The following is a 17,040-nucleotide window of genomic DNA, read 5'->3' as shown; positions in this document are numbered from 1 at the left end:
AGCTCCATCAACCAATAATCAATTGGTCAGTATTATTTATTTGAGTCCAGTGGCTAACTTATTCTTGAAATTTAGGTAATAATTTCATACCATAAAGAATGGTCAATCAGCGTAATACTTTGCGTCGATTGACCATTAAGTTTTAAAGCCATTCTATTGTACCAAATTCTAGAAATGGTGGCTAGATGATCTTACTTGTTTTAATTCAATAATTTGCGCCATAAAAAACAGAAACAATATCATATAAAAATGAAGTGCATCCCCCAAGTTGATTTTCAACTCTAGTAACGCACTTCAAAGAGATTTAAGCAAAAACTGCTTAATAATATTATTCTATTTTTTCATCAGACTAATACTCCCGCTTCCGAAGAGCACCAATTCCAAACATTGCTAATAAACTACCAAAAGCGAGTGCAAGAACAGAATCAGCATTACCAGTTTGTGGTAATTGAGCATTCTCATTTGCTACTTGAGTTTGTACAGCAGAACGTGATCCTGTCTTGAGAACCACAGCGTTACTAGCAGTTTCGCCCTTGGTACCATTTACAGCAACGTTTACCGTCTTTGGAGTAGCCTGTTCAATCACAGCACCGTTAGGATCAAGCATTTGACCATTCTTAACAGCCCAATCCTGAACAGCATTACCTTGAGAATCAACGACTTGGTTATTCGCAACATGGTAGCCGTTGCCCTTAGCCTTATTTTGAGCAGCTAACTTAGCTTGTTGTTCAGCAACTTGTTTAGCTAATGCTTCTTTTTGCTGTAAGGCTGCTAATTCATCCTTAGCTTGGGTAAGTGCTTGTTGAGCCTTTTGCTGGTTCTTAGTAGCAATGGCAAGCTTTTGATTAGCTTCATCAACATTTGCTTGAGCAGTAATGGCAGCTTGCTTCAATTCATTAAGCTCATTAGTAGCAGTAGTTAATTCATTTTGCGCAGTAGTTAGCTTTGCTTGTGCATCGACAACGGCTTGTTTAGCTGTAGCAAGTTTTTCTGGAGCATTTTGTAAATCACTAAGCGTAGTTTGCAATTGACCTAACTTATCATTATCAGCCTTAAGCATAGTCTGTGCATTGCCAACAATCTGTTTTTTAGCATTTAATTTATCATTAGCCTTAGCTAAAGCAGTATTAGCATCGTCCAAAGTCTTTTGAGCAGTAGCTAATTTGGCCTGTTCAGCTTTCAAATCATCATTATAACGCGAAATCGATAGGTGGGAGGGTTTTATTTTAGTAACCAAATATAAAACAGCCTACGCCAAAATTAAGGCATAAGCTGTTTTATGAAAAGTATTCAATTTCTCGTCAGTGCTTCTTAACGAAAATCTCATTATAGAGTCATATATAGTTACTACTATCAGTAATACCAGATTGATCTTTTATTTTAAACCAATGATAATTTCTTTAATGTCTTAACCAGTTTAGGATCTTCAAGTAGTTCATTCATAGCTTTTTTAGGGTCAACATTAACAACATTATTCACAAGTTCATTGATTTTTACCGCTGGAACCTTAACAAACTGACCTTTCAAATTGTTACTCATTGTCTCAGCTCCTTCCTAACTAATAATAAATATAATACTATATGTATAGTTTATCATCAAGCTTTTTTATCTGAAAGAATTCTTTTAGAAAATTCAAAATCAATGTAACTATGTCTAAGAATATATTGATAAAGCTGATTATAGGAGAATTGTTTATTGGCTACTTGAATCGAAATATTATATAACTTAACTTCATCCAAAATGTCAAAAGAAAAACCGTTAATTTTTAAATACAATAATGATGTTAATAGTGCTGTTCTCTTATTGCCATTATTAAACATTTGCTTAGTTGAAATTGTATACCAAAAATATGTAGCTTTATGCAATATTGTGGGATAAGGTGTATATCCAAAGAAACCATTATCCACTTGTCCAAGCATTCCTTTTAAACCAGCTTCATCTTTAATCCCATAAAACCATTCCTCTTTCAAAAGAGTTTCAGATTTTTCATTTAGATCAGCAAGCTTTTCTAAATCTAATGAAGGTTGTTCAGCAGGAATTACTATCCAATACCCTTCAAGATTATTATCAAAATAAAATGAAAGCTTATAAAGACCATTTTTACTTTTCCTGAACCTAAGCTTCCACCTTTTTCTATCTATTTGATTTAAATTTATAGATTTTGAAAATATCTTTTTATATTCATAAATTTGTCTTCTACAAATATTTGTCACAACCAAATATCCATACATTTTATTGCTCATCACAAATCACCGTATACCATAAATAAATATTATATTTTTATCTTTACATGAGAAGAATTGGCTCTACATTAACGTGCAAATATCTCTTAGAGCTATCATTTTAAATAATATAAATGCAGTCACTCATAATTATGTTCTAGATAATGATAATTCTTTATATCATCATCGGTTAGTAATGTTCTTTCCGTAAGTTGACTTTTTTCTTGTGTTTTCTTAACGAAACTCGTTAAGTCAGAATAATTTCTGAATTGCTTAAAGTACGGATCCTTTTCACATAAAGAATCAAATGTAGAATCTTCCGTAGCCAAAATATGAGAACTGAATGAAAGCGGAATATCCTTAGTTAAGTCATTAAACTTCTTCTCGTAATTAAACACAGCATCAATATCATCTGAAGCATAATGGTAGGCTAAATTTTCATTATCAACGGTAACCAACTCTACTAATTGAATCATAATTTAATAGCCCCTTTTTCTTTAAGCAATAAGTTTCGCTGCTTTTAAAGCATACCTGCATTTAATGTATCTGTATATGATAGCTTATTCATTCTGTATATCTTCGGATTTCCACTAAAATAATATTTATTATAATCCAAATAAAGTTGATTGATAAGTGGAATGACTCTGTTTAACGTGTCAACAGCATTCACATATAGTACCTCATCATCGAACGCATATTCGAATTTAATTTTACCATAGTATTTATTGTGAAATCTAGATCAAATAAATCATTTCTAGTTTTCTCGGTTTGAAACTTATTAAAGATTAATCAACACTACTTACAGCTGTGCCATCCTGAGGTTCCGATGTTCCCGATTCATCCCACGGGTCACTAGTGCCATAGCTGTAATCCTCAGGGTCATGTGAATACTTCGCCATATCTCTATCAACGCTTTCCTTCATCGCCTTATCCCACCAGATAATCTTTAATCCGCATTTACACGTATATGTTCCAGTATAAACTAACCCTGGATAAAACGGTTCATGACCATATGGACAAGTCGCTTCGTGTTGCTTAATCGTTGCTTCGGCTTCTTCAACACTGTTGAGCTTTATAACTTTTCCTGCATTTGATTTATCTTTTTGTTCAGAAAATTGATAGCTAGTATTTGAACTAGTTGTTAGTTTATTGCCGGTAACTTCATCCGATTTTGTTGTGTCCTTAGAACTCCTACTCTTGTTACTAACTTTAGATGATTCAGCGTAGTTATTATGTTTCGTAGCATGATCTTGATTTGCCCTAATTCCTACAAATGTCACTAATCCAACTACTGTTATTCCCAATGATATTAATATAATGTTTAAAACTTTATCTACTTTCATAGTCATCTCCTACACTTTAATTAATCTCTCTATATTATCTATCTTACTAGAAAATGACTTGCTTTTGCTTTTCTCTTTATTACAAAATCAAAAAGCCTTGCCATAATAGTTTTTTGACAAGACTACTAATTTAACTTACTTATCCTGTGAGTGCCGGGCACCAATTTGGAAGTCGTCCGAGTGTTCAAACATGTATTTAACGGTTAGGGGTTGATCACCAGTAAGTTTCTCAAAATCATCGGTTTTCAAACTCATCTTTCCTTTACGGATTGCTTGACCAAATGTTACCATCCCGTCACTTGAGAATGGTGCTTCAGAGTCTTTCTTGAACTTTCCATCAGTTGTACGAGGAACACCCATCGCATCAAAAATAGCATAGTTCTGTTCATCAGTAATTTCTTGGTAACTAACATTGTTCCCGGTAGCTTCATTACCAATTTCAATGAATTTGCTAATTGTCATTGCTTCGGATCCATTAATATTTAAGATTGCAGAGTGATAATCATTAGAAGCCAATGCATAAGCCGCCGCTTTACCACAATCTTGACGGGAGATGTAGGCCATTAAGCCATCCCCTTGATTGTTCTTCAAAATACCATCGCCCTTAACGTAGGTAAAATAGTTAGTGATCATTGCCTCGGCATATTGCGAGTTGCGTAAGAAAATGTAATCTAGACCACTATCCTTAATATAATTTTCCGTATAAATATGATCCTTCTTTTCAACACTTGGATTTGTTGGATCATCAGCATTGACTAAGGAAGTATAAACAATTTGCTTAACACCTGCTTCTTTAGCTGCATCGACAACATTCTTATGTGCAGCCTGACGTTTAGCACCAACGAACGGCATAGAGATTAATAATAATTTTTCACCATTCTTAAACGCATCCCCTAGCCCTTCTGCATGATTAAAATCAGTTTTGTGAGTTTCAATGCCAACTTTGTCATAAGGTTTGAGCTCATCCTCGTTATAGCTGCAAAAGATTAATCTATCAGCTGGAACTAATTTTTGAATTTCTTTAGCTGCAACTCTCCCTAAGTTACCATCTATACCTGTAACAATTAATTTCTTCATTTTACTAATCCTCCATCTTAATAATTGCTTTGTGATTCATTTCATATTATGTTTTAAAGTATAATAGAAAGAAATTCATATATCATCGTCAATAAAGCAGTAATTATTTCCTAAAAATTACTACATTATGTAGGAGAAAACAGATGAAGCTAGAACATATTGTGAGTAAAGTCGCAAAAGATTATTATTTAACTAACTCATTAAGAGAATTAGACATTAGCCAGTTAAATTTTAAGTTAGCTGGCTCTGCGTTTCAGATATATCAGGGTAATAAAATGGTAAGTAAAATCCTAATTAGTCCTAAATCGTTAAGTAATAAGCAACAATCGTGGATCCGCACTACCCGGACTCCAGAGGCGCTTTTAAATTTGTTACAAAGAGAGGTTATTGACTACTTAGGATGGGAAAATCAGTTAGCTGATGCTCTTTCGTATAAGCATCCTGTTCAACGAATTTTACAGGTTATTCAAGCAAAGATTACAAATTCGCTTTTGATTTTTGATTCCAGTTTAAAGCTTCTCGGGCATAGTGAAGGAAAAGGTAAGCCAGTCCTAGTTGATTGGTTAAAGACCATTAAGGCAGGATATATTAGAGTTGCAGATAACGCAAATGAACATTTAGTGCAAGCAGTGCATTCAATAAGAGAAGGTAACGGAAAAGAGTATCGATTTGCCGACTTTAACCAACCTTTCTATTTGCAAAAGATCGGTTTACGGAATTCAGATCACTTCTATCTTGCCATTGTTATTGTTGATCGTTCTAACTTTGAAAAGGACAAATCAACGATCGAATCAGTGATTGATAAAATTTCAGCAACAGTCGGGCTGCATAACTTCCCCTATCAATCACAAGGAAACAATCTTGAGGGTTTGCTTCGTGATATTCTAGTGCGGCCAAACATTTCAGTAAGTGAAATTAAAAATCGTCTCCAATTTGACCCTCATCAACTAAAACGACCATTAAGTGTGTTATGTATAAAGGCTCCAACAACTAATATCCAACCATTAAGTGTGTTATGTATAAAGGCTCCAACAACTAATATCCAACCATTAGGAACGATCCTAACGAGGTTTATTAGTTTCCACTATGATGATTACAATGTTTATATGGTGGAAAATAGCAGTCCGCTCATCACCAAAACGATTATGCAAGAGTTAGCCCCTTATTTAATTAGAAATAAAACTGGTGCAGGGCTGAGCAATTCTTTCACTCATCTGCACCAGTTTAATCAATTCTATCAACAAGCAGTTAAGGCAATAAGACTGGGGAAAGCAAACACGTTTAATCAATATCATGATTACATTGCTCTCGATCTTCTTGATCATATCCGCCAAGATCAGTCTTTGAATAGTTATCTAAGTCCCCAAATACAGAAACTAGCAAAAGAAAATTCAGAACTATTTAAAACATTGAAACTCTTCCTTCTAAATCACGAGAATAAGAAACAAACCGCTCTTGACCTTCAAATTCATCGCTCGACGTTAGATTACCGCTTAAATAAGTTAGAACAGGAATACGAAATTAATTACAACGCGCCAAGAGAATATCTTTACGTTTTTCTGTCCTGTTTGCTTGTTGGATAAGCTAAAAGGCATCCTCACTAAAAGAATACGGGGATGCCTTTGCTATAACAAGAATTACAATCTTATTTAATCACTAATTGAACCTTTTTCTGGATTTCTTCAAACAAATCAGCCGGCATTGTTTCTACAAATTGCCATTTACGTTGATGAAAGTCAAACAATTTTAATTGCTCAACATAATTGGTCATCAGCTGCTATCCTCTCAAATTCTTTAGGTGTTAAAAAATGATATTTAGTAGAATCACTTAACTGATTAGTAGAATGAGCCAAAGTATTATTATTTGCTTTACTTTGTAATAGATAATTAGTCTCTTGCCAAGAGTTATATTCTTTTTCCGATATTACAACAACATTCTTTTGCTCTGGACGTGCAACAATAATTGTTTCATTATAGTTTGCCACATCATCAGCGTATTTCTCAAATGATTTTCTAAAGTCTTTGATTGTAACTACTTGTATCATAGCTTATCACCTCGCTTATATTAGATCAGCCAAGATTATATTTGTGCACAAGTGTAGGTAATCAAAGTAAGCGGTTACGATTCAGCCATACTAAAAGAGTTCAGTCTATATCAATATGTCTAGCTTTGGCAGTCTCCAATTTACTATACTGATTGAGACTTAGACTTACATTATTAAATAGTCTAGAATTTAATAATAATATGAAATTCATGAAGTATAAAAAACAAAAAAAGTACTAAGATAACTAAATAAGACCAGCAAAAAATTGGGCGAAACATACATTTAAGAAAATAGCAAAAAGGTTTTGTAGGAGGTTCCATGTTGAAGTCAATAGCTTCATTATTAGTCTTTCTTACTTTTTCATACAAACTTCTAAATCTATGCTCTTGATATAAATAGTATGTATCATTAATCCAAAAAATTATACATACTACTATTCCTAAAAGAAGTAACCTAGGTGACCATTTCTCCCTCATTTTCGTTATATAAAGAGTAATTAAACCACTCAGTATGGTTACTGACCATCCCTTTATTAAAAATGAATTCGAACTCATTCTGATTATCGTATCTTCTATTAGTTGCAGGTGAAATCTTTTATTTTCTGTTCGCATTAATCATTTTCCTTTATTATTCTTTTACAGATTTTATAATCATAAATACTATTCCTTAACTCTAGAGCTTCTTTTAAATACTTATCTGTCTCATCAATAAAGTCATCCCATTTTACAACAAGTACATACGATGATTTTCCAAAATATACCTCTTTACCATTTATCATCCTTTTATCTGGATTAATTTTATTGAACATATTATTTCCTAAAATATCAAATGTAGCCCAAGTACGTATACTTTTTACTATTTGTCTTTTATTATTATCATCATAATAATACCAATTATCAACAAAATACTTATAATCATTTTCTACATTAGGTAAAACACAAGCTATCAAAGCATTTGGCTTACTTCGAATATCAATTCTTGTCTGAGTCCGTAATGAATATGCTATTTCCCAAGGGATCCATTGCTCCTTCTGGTCTTTGGTCCAATCAACCATATTAGGAGAGATTAAAACTATAGTAATTGAGGAATCCCATATCTTATCTTTAAGCTTACTTCGTATTGTTTCAACCTTAAAGTTGCTTAGATCTTCGTTATCGCTTTCTGCCTTATTCAAGTCATCTCCACTAAATTTGTGGTCTTGCAGATAGCTAACATAGTCTCGGACAGTGCCTCTATTATATCCCTGCAATTGTTTTACACTGCTATCTGCATATTTATATGATACAAAGATTTTATTTCCCATAAGTAACCTCACTTTTTAATACTATTTATAATTAAACAATTCTATTTCTCTTACTGAGTAAATTTGTTCAATTATTAGTAACTTTAACAAACTCGTTTTAAATGTTTAATGTATATAGTATATCTAAAGGATTATTCTTTTTTTCTGTATGTTCATACTTATTTAGCCAATCATTTAACGATTTCTTATTTAGTTTTTCTAGCTTTTTCAATTCCTCACTAACATCATATTTAACAATAAGATCTTTATTCTGAAATTCAGACTTCTTTTCTACAACCTCTTTAAAGACTCTACGTGGCTTTTTTCTCTCTAGGAACCTTACATTTTGTAATTCATCATAAATCCATGGTGATTCTGTTGTAAGACTTTCAATTGAATCACTAAGGCTAATTGAATTAGTTGTATTCAAGAAAAATAAACACTCGCACTTATCTATCATTTCCCTTAAAGCTGAAGCTAAAAGTAAATGAACATGGGTTGTTGAATAATTTCTTTTTTCATAATTGTAAGTAATACCATCAGAGGTATTTTCTAGAATACAATATTTATTATCAATTTGTCGTAATAATTCATCTACATACCCCCAAACTGTAGAGTCAATAAATGCTTTTAATTCAAATCGTTCATATAACCAGCTTGCTAGTTTTTTTGCTAACTCTACATCTTTATGAGAATGAGAAATAAATAGATCATAATTTCCACTTGGAAACCATTCATTTTTTAGTGATTCTGCATCTAGTGCCTCATTTTCATCACGTAAATCAAACCTTTTACATATGTTTTTACAAAGATTTTCCCTAAATGTCGTAATACTATTTGTATATTCACTATAATATTTAATATTCTCACCTAAGAGACTCGAAATGTCTTGTTCAGATAGTGTTAAATCATAACCTTTATACATAATCTTTTCTTCCTTTCCTATTCCCACTCAATCTCTTCCTCAGCCTGATTGTAAACATTAACTCTTTCTTGAATGTCAATCTTGGAAACTATCCAGCCACGTAAGCTCAATTGTTGAATAAAGTCATCGATTCTATTTTCGCCATTCATTTCTTTAAGTGTCACAACAATACCAAATGGGATATTCTTCCTATTATTATGTCCCAACCTATCCTTAGACTTTACACTAATACCCCACATTGGGTTTTTATAAACCTTTTTAGGTCGTGCCGAGGGATTTAACGTTTGATTGATATGCTTCACTGTATCCCATTTTCTGAAGTTACTTCGGGCATCTTCTTCTCTGATATGACTGTCAGATAAATCAGATTGATGGTTCTCATTAATTGAATCAATTCTACCCTTATCATTAATACGTCCAAGATACAAATCTAACTCGGTATTTGTATAGTCCACACCTTGAGCCCTTGTGCACTTAGAAAAGTAACATAATGTGCCCCTCGCAAAGAAAGGATATTTATTATCCTTGTCTACTGGAATCGGCAAATTGTAATTATATGTATCCCATTTATCTGAGACCCCCTGAACAATAAAGCGTATCTCATCATTTGGCGTTTCAAGAATATCTTTAATATCTCTGGGAACTATTCCAGTCCCAATATAATTATGATTCTTGGGTAAGTTTGTCCAACCATATGCTGAATCGATAATTAATGCTTTAGCTACTTCTCGACTTAATCCTATTACTTCTATCAAATAAGCCATTTTACGCGTTATCCATGCAGCAGAGTACGATGTTCCACTCGTTTCATACTCTCCATCAGATTTATAAACTTTCAGATAGTCCCCTCTATCGCCACCAAAGTAACTAATATCTGGTTTAATAAAGAAAGATAACACTCCACCTTTTCGAGCATAAGAGGCTTGGTGCCTATTTTTGTCAACAGCTCCCACAACTAATGAATTTATAGAATCAGCTGGCGCTCCAATCTTTTTTTCATCACTATCATCGCTGCCCTTATTTGTTGCACTGACAATAAAAATAATATTATGCTCGGTTTGAAGTCTATCTAGGGCTGCTCCCTCAGCAGAGATAAAATTCTTATTAATTTCATTCTCTGATCCTAAAGAAAGATTCCACACTTTAATTTCAGGATTCTTATCTATAATCTCTTCTATTCTCTTTGTTATCTTAAACGAGTTAGTTCTTCCGGAAGAGGCAATCCCAAAATGTTTAACTCTAAAACGCCCACACCCATCATCTAAGTTAGGATTTAGACTTGGTCCATCCACAATAATTGAGTCAATTGCCGTTCCATGATCGTAATCTTTTGAACTCAAACTAATATCTTTACCAATGATATTAGTGGCTTCAACCCAATCAGAAAAATAGACATTTTCATCAAATGGCGTATCAATTACTCCTACTACGGGTTCATTAGATGGTAATTGAATAGCCATCTTTTTTGACACATCTTTAACTTCAAAGTCCGTAGGTGAATAATGGGATAAATCATCGGCTTGCATCGCAGTTAAATAGGGAGCCTTATTTACTAATAGCTTGATCTCCTCTTCGTTAAGTGAGATAGTCCTTCCATCACCAAGAATCCTGTCATCAGTGACACTAATCCCTATTTTTTTCAAAAGTTCTTGTGTATCAATTCCTGTATCATAAAGAGTCACGATCTTAGTATTAGCTTTCTCAAAATCTTTCTGATCAACTTCCTCTACACCAAACTTTTCAACGTACCAGGCATCAACAATGATCTTTTTAAACATTGTTTTTGCTATTTCATAACTTTTAAAGTCAAGTTTATTAATTTCTGATTCATTGTTAAAAATCTTAAAATCAATCTTACCATCGAACTCTTCTTCGAGTATCTTTTGTACTACTTTCGCATTATTAATTGATTGCTTAAGATCTTTTCCATTATTGCACTTGCCAAAAGAATTATTTACCTCAATTATTGAAAGACTATGAAAGTTACGTTGAATAAATATCAAATAATTTTCGGGTATCAAAAATACAATTTATATCCTCTGCAAGATATTCATCTGCATCAAGATCTAAATTTCTTAAATTATCTATTGTTCTTTTACAATTGCTAAACCAACATTACGTAATTTCGTCATATGAAAATAAACCTGTTCTAAACTAGGAAATTTATGTAAGGTTTAATCACCTAAGATTATTTTTTCAAACGTCAATCCTTACGGTAACTCCATATAGTTTTACTTTCTTTTGATTATTTTTCAATAAATAAATTACTCTGTGAAGTAATCCTGCTATATTGACAGGGTAACCCTCTCTATTAGTAGCTTTATAAAACTTAAATTTAACTTTTTGCTTTTTTACAACCAAATTTTTCATGCCTCCCTTGTATTCTTTCAATGTATTTTATTATCTAATATTCTGATATAGAACATATGTTCAAAGTATACCACACAAAAAACCGGCGTCCAAGCCGGTTCTCACTCTACTCCTCAATCTCCCCCATAAACTCACTCAATGCAGTCTGCCAATCCACAATCTCAAAGCCGGTATCTTCTGCCTTCTTCAAGCTCATAACTGAATGGCGAGGACGGTAAGCTTTGGCTGGATATGCTGAAGAATCAACAGGAGCGACTTCAACATCTTTATCCTTTAAGATCTCGGTAGCGAATTCGTACCAGGAACAACTATTTTCATTAGATAGCTGGTAGGTACCGAATGGCTGATCATGATCGACTAAGTACGTCATAAATTCTGCTAGGGTTCTAGTCCACGTTGGGCGGCCAAATTGATCGTTAACGACGGTGAGCTGATCATGATCTTTGGCAAGACGAAGCATTGTGTATACAAAATTCTTACCGTATTTACCAAAGACCCAGGATGTCCGAATGATGTAGTAATCAGCTAAGGTTTCTTGGATTGCTTTTTCACCGGCAAGTTTAGCTTTACCATATTCATTTCGTGGATTAGTGGGCGCATCAACTTCATACTCGCCTTCATTGGTCCCATCAAAGACATAATCGGTACTGATGTAAACCATCTTAGCGCCAACTCTTTTAGCGGCCTCGGCAACATTGCGCGTACCATCGGCGTTTACTTGCCAATTGAGGTCTTTGGCAACATCTTCAGCGTTATCAACAGCAGTATAAGCGGCACAATGATAGATCACTTCTGGCTTAAGCGCACTAATCTTTTCATTTACAACGGCTTGATCTGTGATATCCATTTGTTTAGAATCAAAGGCGTCATATGCAATTCCGCGTTCATCTAATAAGTTCCGTAATTCTGAACCGAGTTGACCATTAGCACCTGTAATTAAAATTTTTGTCATTTTTACCTCTCCCAATTACTAAACAAAAGGCGACATCTAAGAAAAAAGATATCGCCTAATGCAATTATTTAGCTACCATATTAGTATAAAATATCTTCTAAAATTTTGGTAGTAGTTTAAAAGAAAAACCTGCAATAAATACAGGTTCGACACACATATTACAACATTAGTGTTAAGAAGAAAAAGGCGTCCTTTGACAGACACCAATTCAATGAAGTTTAATTATGTTGCTTTATTATTGTAGCAAAAAGACAAGCAGAATTCCATGCAGATCTTGAATTTCCCTTAAATATCGAGTAAAATTCAACCGTTAGTGAGATTTTTCTTACTATTCTCAATCAATTTCATCCAAACTAAAAAGGGTATCCGGTAAACAAAAGCCGATACCCTTTTGATTTATTTAAATTCTTCTTTAACAGCCGTCAATGCTGCGTGTAATACTTGATCCATGTTGTAGTAACGATATTGACCTAAACGACCACCGAAAATCACATTATTAGCCTCTTCGCTCGCTAACTTTGCATATTGCTTATAAAGTTCGTTATTCCGTTGATTATTAATTGGGTAATATGGTTCATCACCCCGATGCCAATCAGCCGGATATTCACGAGTAATCACTGTTTTATCCTTATCACCTTTACCGAATTCAAAATGCTTATGTTCAATGATTCGGGTATATGGTGTTTCAGCATCAGTATAATTAATTACTGCGTTACCTTGATAGTTGCCTACGTTCTTTTCTTCAGTTTCAAAGCGTAAACTACGGTATTGCAATTCACCTAACTGATAATCAAAGAATTGATCAATCATCCCGGTAAAAACAATCTTTGGATAATCTTTAAGGTATTCATCCTTCTTATCAAAGAAGTCTACTCCAGTTTCAACATCAATCAAATCACTCTCAAGCATTTTTTCGACAATCTGAGTATAGCCGCCAATTGGAATTCCTTGATAGGTATCATTAAAGTAGTTGTTATCATAAACTAATCGCACGGGCAGACGCCGGATAATAAAGGCTGGTAATTCAGTTGCCTTTTGTCCCCACTGCTTTTCGGTATAACCTTTAATGAGTTTTTCATAGATATCGCGACCGATTAAGGAAATGGCTTGTTCTTCTAAGTTTTGTGGTTCTTTACCTGCCATCTCTTGCCGTTGTTCATTGATCTTTGCCATTGCTTCCGCTGGTGTCCGTACACCCCACATCTGACTAAAAGTATTCATGTTAAACGGCAGGTTATACATTTGTCCTTTGTAGTTAGCTACCGGACTATTCGTATAGCGGTTAAATTCCGCAAACTGGTTCACATAATCCCACACTTCTTTATTAGACGTATGGAAAATATGCGCACCATATTGATGAACCTGAATACCATCTACTTCTTTAGTATAGATGTTACCAGCAATGTGGTTGCGTTTTTCAATTACTTTTACGCGCTTACCACGCTTAGCAGCTTCATAGGCAAAAGTTGCCCCAAAAAGGCCTGCGCCTACTACTAGATAATCATAGTTTTTCATTATCACTTAAACTCCTTATTTCGTATTAAGTTAGAAAAAATCTTTTCTAACTTAATAGAATTACTTTTAGCATCGTATCCTTTTTTTCGTATAGAATTGAAATTAGATAAAGCAATTTGTTCCCTTTTATTAAAATCTGGTATATCTTCTTTTTCTATTTTTTTCTTCCAAATCTTTACATCCGTAATAGGTAAATAAATTACTTTACCAGTTAAATTTGAGGCACGAGATATCTTATCAGAAACTATACAGGGTAAACCAGAAGCTTGTGCTTCAACTAAAGAAAACGGGAGTCCTTCAAATCTTGAAGGCATTATAAAAATGTCAATTGCAGATAGATAATCGGAAACATTATTCACATTACCTGTTAAAATAACCCTCGACGACAATTCCATTTCCCTAATTTTATTCTTTATATTTTTAAAATTTTCACCTTCACCAATAAGTATGAGTTTATATTCTTTGCTTAAACTCTTCAATATTCTCAAACTAAATAACTGATTTTTTTGAAAGTTAAAACCTCCAACATTTCCTATTAAGATATCATTCTTTCCTAGGTTATATTTTTTCCTAATTAATACTCTACTATTAGTTGATGGAGAATATTGATTGATATTAATTCCGTTATTTATAACATTGTATTTTTTATTTTTATAAAGCCACTTACCAGCTTCATAACTACATGCTAATCGTTCTGTTACACAATAATTAAAGACAGGTCTTAAAAAAACATTAAGCACATCATGATCTGTTTTTGTATTATGTACATGAGATACCCTACAACTACATCCAGCAATCTTAGCTGCCATTAACTCTATAACCATTGTATTACTATTACCATTAACATGAATTAAATTATACTTATTAGTTTTTATTACTTTTATTAGGTTAAATAGGTATTTGAACGGATTGTTTTTTCTATAAGGTAATTCATATATACTGATTTTATTTTCATTTAATATTTTTCTTGTCTCTAAATCTATTTTATTAGGTGAAACAATTCCAACTTTTATATTGTCTCTCGACATTTGACTAGCATTATTCATAATAAATGTCGTAATACCATTTTTACTGAAATCTACTGTACTTATAAATAAAATTTTTTTCATAATTTTCACTCAATGTTCTAATTTAAATTGAAATAACTTCAATTATTTTTTAGAGTTAATATTTTTCTTAACTCAACTAATATAGGTGCCTTCAACATTATTAAACCTAGCAAATAAACAATAATACCAATTAATACTTCAAAACATAGTGATATTATGGTCATCCTAATATGGTTACATATCACTCGAACAATAATAAACAATACTAAACCACTAATTATATATTTCCATGTTGACTTGAATAGTACTGTCAATTTTATATCTTTTTTTACATAAAATAGTTGAACCATTGCAACAATAAGTTCAGAAATAGACGTTGTTATCGCTGCTCCTATCGCACCATAAAATTTTATTAGAACAAAATTCAGTAAGATATTAATAAGAGCTCCTACTGTAACAGATATAGTATATTCATGAACTCTTTTCACAGGAATTAAATATTGCGTTCCCGTTACACTACTCCATGCAATAAAAACTATAATAAAGCTTTCGAAGATCATAATATTCCCTGTTTCCTTATAAGCATTTCCTAAAAACCAGGGAGCAAATTTTTTTGAAATAGCCATGATCCCAAACATTAATGGAATAGAAACAGAAGTAACAAATTCAAAAGACTTATAAAGTCCATTCCTGACTGCCTCTTTGTTTCCATTAGCAAAACTATTCGCCACATGAGGTAACATAACCGTTCCAATAGAAGTAACAACTGCTAAAACTAATTTTACAATCTTATCAGCATAATCAAATTCACCAAGTGAATTTTGGCTTGACATTTTACCTAACATTAATCGATTAACAACAACATAGACTTGTGTTGTTATTGTAGGAATAAATAGCCATAATGCTGGATAAAAATGCGAAAAAGGTCTCAAACTTGATAATGGAACTTTACTAATGGAATTTCTTAAATAAGGCCATAACGTTAGATTACCAACTAATTGAGCAAATCCTAAAAGTAAAATATAATCGCTCAGTTGCTGGCTATTCTTTATTAAAATAAAAGTTAATATAATAGAAATTATTTTTACAACCGAATTCCTTGTGACAGTTTTTTTAAAATCTTCCAATCCCATAAAATACCATGAAATATCAACTCCTGCCCCTAAAATCCAAAGTGACTGATATATAAAGTATTCTTTAAATGTTGAACTGAATAAATAAACACACAAAAGATATACAATCAGTGAAGTAGTTGTTGTCATTAACTGTAATGCTTCAATTTCCCAAAAGCATACAGATCTTTCCTTCCTATTATCTCTATGATAGGCAATTTCACGATTCCCATAGAGTATTATTCCTAACTGAGCAAACATTGCAAAAAAAGTTACCCAACTATTAGTATATGAATTAATACCACTTGCTTTAGGTCCTAAGACTCTTGAAACATATGGAACTGTAATTACAGGAACAATCATTAATAAAATTTGATAACCCGCATTATATAAATAATTCTTAATAACCTTCATACTAGCACCTAATTAAAAACTATTTTTGAAAATAGACTGGTATTTCTTTGACTTTAAAATTATTATGATGCACCCAAACATTCATTAAACGTTCCGCAATAAAGCCAATCATTCTCTGATTATAATCATCATAATCATCTAAATTAATATTTTTTTCTATCTCATTTAATATCGGAAAAATCCAACTACAATATCTGCTATAAATATTCTCTTTTGTAACTAGCATATTATAACAATAACCAGATTTTTGGTTTTCAAACCAACAGAAATCGTCATAGTAATCATTAAACTCTTTAAAAATTATTTTTTTAGTAATATTCCATACTTCTTCATCATGATTTTCAATAAAGAATTCTTTTGCCTTCTTACCATTAAATTCACCTAAATTTTTCATTGGCAAAATCATATCAAATCTTTCAAGGATTTTACTATAATCTTTACTATTTAAAATACCAAATCTCTTAAAAATCCCTTTATATTTTGTGAAGTAGCGTCTATAATGAACAATTCCAACTATATCATTATTATTTTCCAAATTATTTTTCCAAATCCAATACGTTCCAGTTAGTTCACAATAAGATTTATTTTTTTTTGAAATATTATTACCTTTATTATCCTTAAGATAAAAATTTTCTCCTTTATTTCCATTACTACTTCCAACTAATAATGGATAGTAAGGATATACTGATTTTATTTTTTTATATTTTTTATGTGTAATTACATATATTTTCATA

General features: G+C 32.4%; 17 protein-coding genes. 1 reads left to right on the top strand and 16 read right to left on the bottom strand.

The window, feature by feature from the left end:
- Positions 1 to 349: 349 nt before the first annotated feature.
- The 6 genes from QOS06_RS08285 to QOS06_RS08260 all read right to left on the bottom strand — a co-directional run bounded on the left by QOS06_RS08285 (position 350) and on the right by QOS06_RS08260 (position 4,642).
- Positions 350 to 1,237: an LPXTG cell wall anchor domain-containing protein gene (locus QOS06_RS08285; protein WP_283595794.1), complete on the bottom strand. Its 888-nt coding sequence runs from the start codon at positions 1,235 to 1,237 to the stop codon at positions 350 to 352.
- A 143-nt stretch (positions 1,238 to 1,380) separates the two neighbouring features.
- Positions 1,381 to 1,539 carry a hypothetical protein gene (locus tag QOS06_RS08280; RefSeq protein ID WP_262866210.1) on the bottom strand — a complete coding sequence of 53 codons (159 nt, stop codon included), beginning with the start codon at positions 1,537 to 1,539 and terminating at the stop codon, positions 1,381 to 1,383.
- A 56-nt stretch (positions 1,540 to 1,595) separates the two neighbouring features.
- Complete coding sequence (locus QOS06_RS08275; RefSeq protein WP_225431047.1) at positions 1,596 to 2,243, bottom strand: type II toxin-antitoxin system death-on-curing family toxin; 648 nt, start codon at positions 2,241 to 2,243, stop codon at positions 1,596 to 1,598.
- 119 nt (positions 2,244 to 2,362) lie between these two features.
- Positions 2,363 to 2,698, bottom strand: a complete 336-nt coding sequence (locus tag QOS06_RS08270; protein WP_003672313.1) for a hypothetical protein — start codon at positions 2,696 to 2,698, stop codon at positions 2,363 to 2,365.
- A 309-nt stretch (positions 2,699 to 3,007) separates the two neighbouring features.
- Complete coding sequence (locus QOS06_RS08265; RefSeq protein ID WP_229280764.1) at positions 3,008 to 3,565, bottom strand: hypothetical protein; 558 nt, start codon at positions 3,563 to 3,565, stop codon at positions 3,008 to 3,010.
- A gap of 135 nt (positions 3,566 to 3,700) precedes the next feature.
- A complete protein-coding gene (locus QOS06_RS08260) occupies positions 3,701 to 4,642 on the bottom strand; it encodes an NmrA family NAD(P)-binding protein (RefSeq protein WP_152715307.1) in 942 nt (313 codons plus the stop codon).
- Positions 4,643 to 4,785: 143 nt separating this feature from the next.
- Here QOS06_RS08260 and QOS06_RS08255 point away from each other — a divergent pair, with 143 nt between their 5' ends.
- Positions 4,786 to 6,225: a helix-turn-helix domain-containing protein gene (locus QOS06_RS08255; RefSeq protein WP_283595786.1), complete on the top strand. Its 1,440-nt coding sequence runs from the start codon at positions 4,786 to 4,788 to the stop codon at positions 6,223 to 6,225.
- 62 nt (positions 6,226 to 6,287) lie between these two features.
- On the opposite strand, the gene QOS06_RS08250 is transcribed toward QOS06_RS08255, so the two are convergent.
- The 10 genes from QOS06_RS08250 to QOS06_RS08205 form a co-directional block, all read right to left on the bottom strand.
- Complete coding sequence (locus QOS06_RS08250) at positions 6,288 to 6,413, bottom strand: hypothetical protein (protein ID WP_263851182.1); 126 nt, start codon at positions 6,411 to 6,413, stop codon at positions 6,288 to 6,290.
- Positions 6,397 to 6,687 carry a type II toxin-antitoxin system Phd/YefM family antitoxin gene (locus QOS06_RS08245; protein WP_098046359.1) on the bottom strand — a complete coding sequence of 97 codons (291 nt, stop codon included), beginning with the start codon at positions 6,685 to 6,687 and terminating at the stop codon, positions 6,397 to 6,399. Before QOS06_RS08245 ends, QOS06_RS08250 begins: the two co-directional genes overlap by 17 nt.
- A 610-nt stretch (positions 6,688 to 7,297) precedes the next feature.
- Positions 7,298 to 7,990, bottom strand: coding sequence for a TIR domain-containing protein (locus QOS06_RS08240; RefSeq protein WP_086118480.1), 693 nt, complete (start codon positions 7,988 to 7,990; stop codon positions 7,298 to 7,300).
- Between the two features lie 97 nt (positions 7,991 to 8,087).
- Positions 8,088 to 8,921, bottom strand: a complete 834-nt coding sequence (locus QOS06_RS08235; RefSeq protein ID WP_086118481.1) for a toll/interleukin-1 receptor domain-containing protein — start codon at positions 8,919 to 8,921, stop codon at positions 8,088 to 8,090.
- Positions 8,912 to 10,915, bottom strand: a complete 2,004-nt coding sequence (locus QOS06_RS08230; RefSeq protein ID WP_283595779.1) for a S8 family peptidase — start codon at positions 10,913 to 10,915, stop codon at positions 8,912 to 8,914. The genes QOS06_RS08235 and QOS06_RS08230 overlap by 10 nt, the downstream gene beginning before the upstream one ends.
- 455 nt (positions 10,916 to 11,370) lie before the next feature.
- Complete coding sequence (gene rfbD, locus QOS06_RS08225) at positions 11,371 to 12,216, bottom strand: dTDP-4-dehydrorhamnose reductase (RefSeq protein ID WP_283595777.1); 846 nt, start codon at positions 12,214 to 12,216, stop codon at positions 11,371 to 11,373.
- Between the two features lie 396 nt (positions 12,217 to 12,612).
- Positions 12,613 to 13,731: a UDP-galactopyranose mutase gene (gene glf, locus QOS06_RS08220; RefSeq protein ID WP_283595774.1), complete on the bottom strand. Its 1,119-nt coding sequence runs from the start codon at positions 13,729 to 13,731 to the stop codon at positions 12,613 to 12,615.
- Positions 13,732 to 13,733: 2 nt separating this feature from the next.
- Complete coding sequence (locus QOS06_RS08215; protein ID WP_283595772.1) at positions 13,734 to 14,840, bottom strand: glycosyltransferase; 1,107 nt, start codon at positions 14,838 to 14,840, stop codon at positions 13,734 to 13,736.
- A 38-nt stretch (positions 14,841 to 14,878) separates the two neighbouring features.
- Entirely contained in the window at positions 14,879 to 16,306 is a 1,428-nt protein-coding gene (locus QOS06_RS08210) for a flippase (RefSeq protein WP_283595769.1), read from the bottom strand.
- A 19-nt stretch (positions 16,307 to 16,325) separates the two neighbouring features.
- Entirely contained in the window at positions 16,326 to 17,039 is a 714-nt protein-coding gene (locus tag QOS06_RS08205) for a DUF4422 domain-containing protein (RefSeq protein ID WP_283595768.1), read from the bottom strand.
- Position 17,040 lies beyond the last annotated feature (1 nt).

The sequence above is a fragment of the Limosilactobacillus sp. DJ3M12 genome (assembly GCF_947381695.1).
GTDB classification, from domain to species: domain Bacteria; phylum Bacillota; class Bacilli; order Lactobacillales; family Lactobacillaceae; genus Limosilactobacillus; species Limosilactobacillus kinnaridis.
Note: the sequence above shows the minus strand (reverse complement) of the source record. Positions and strands in the feature narration are given on the sequence as shown.

What these genes read in the sequence shown, in the direction of transcription:
- QOS06_RS08280 (WP_262866210.1), bottom strand. Translation starts at nt 1,539, where the DNA reads ATGAGTAACAATTTGAAAGGTCAGTTTGTTAAGGTTCCAGCGGTAAAA.
- QOS06_RS08275 (WP_225431047.1), bottom strand. Translation starts at nt 2,243, where the DNA reads ATGAGCAATAAAATGTATGGATATTTGGTTGTGACAAATATTTGTAGA.
- QOS06_RS08270 (WP_003672313.1), bottom strand. Translation starts at nt 2,698, where the DNA reads ATGATTCAATTAGTAGAGTTGGTTACCGTTGATAATGAAAATTTAGCC.
- QOS06_RS08265 (WP_229280764.1), bottom strand. Translation starts at nt 3,565, where the DNA reads ATGAAAGTAGATAAAGTTTTAAACATTATATTAATATCATTGGGAATA.
- QOS06_RS08260 (WP_152715307.1), bottom strand. Translation starts at nt 4,642, where the DNA reads ATGAAGAAATTAATTGTTACAGGTATAGATGGTAACTTAGGGAGAGTT.
- QOS06_RS08255 (WP_283595786.1), top strand. Translation starts at nt 4,786, where the DNA reads ATGAAGCTAGAACATATTGTGAGTAAAGTCGCAAAAGATTATTATTTA.
- QOS06_RS08250 (WP_263851182.1), bottom strand. Translation starts at nt 6,413, where the DNA reads ATGACCAATTATGTTGAGCAATTAAAATTGTTTGACTTTCATCAACGT.
- QOS06_RS08245 (WP_098046359.1), bottom strand. Translation starts at nt 6,687, where the DNA reads ATGATACAAGTAGTTACAATCAAAGACTTTAGAAAATCATTTGAGAAA.
- QOS06_RS08240 (WP_086118480.1), bottom strand. Translation starts at nt 7,990, where the DNA reads ATGGGAAATAAAATCTTTGTATCATATAAATATGCAGATAGCAGTGTA.
- rfbD (WP_283595777.1), bottom strand. Translation starts at nt 12,216, where the DNA reads ATGACAAAAATTTTAATTACAGGTGCTAATGGTCAACTCGGTTCAGAA.
- glf (WP_283595774.1), bottom strand. Translation starts at nt 13,731, where the DNA reads ATGAAAAACTATGATTATCTAGTAGTAGGCGCAGGCCTTTTTGGGGCA.
- QOS06_RS08215 (WP_283595772.1), bottom strand. Translation starts at nt 14,840, where the DNA reads ATGAAAAAAATTTTATTTATAAGTACAGTAGATTTCAGTAAAAATGGT.
- QOS06_RS08210 (WP_283595769.1), bottom strand. Translation starts at nt 16,306, where the DNA reads ATGAAGGTTATTAAGAATTATTTATATAATGCGGGTTATCAAATTTTA.
- QOS06_RS08205 (WP_283595768.1), bottom strand. Translation starts at nt 17,039, where the DNA reads ATGAAAATATATGTAATTACACATAAAAAATATAAAAAAATAAAATCA.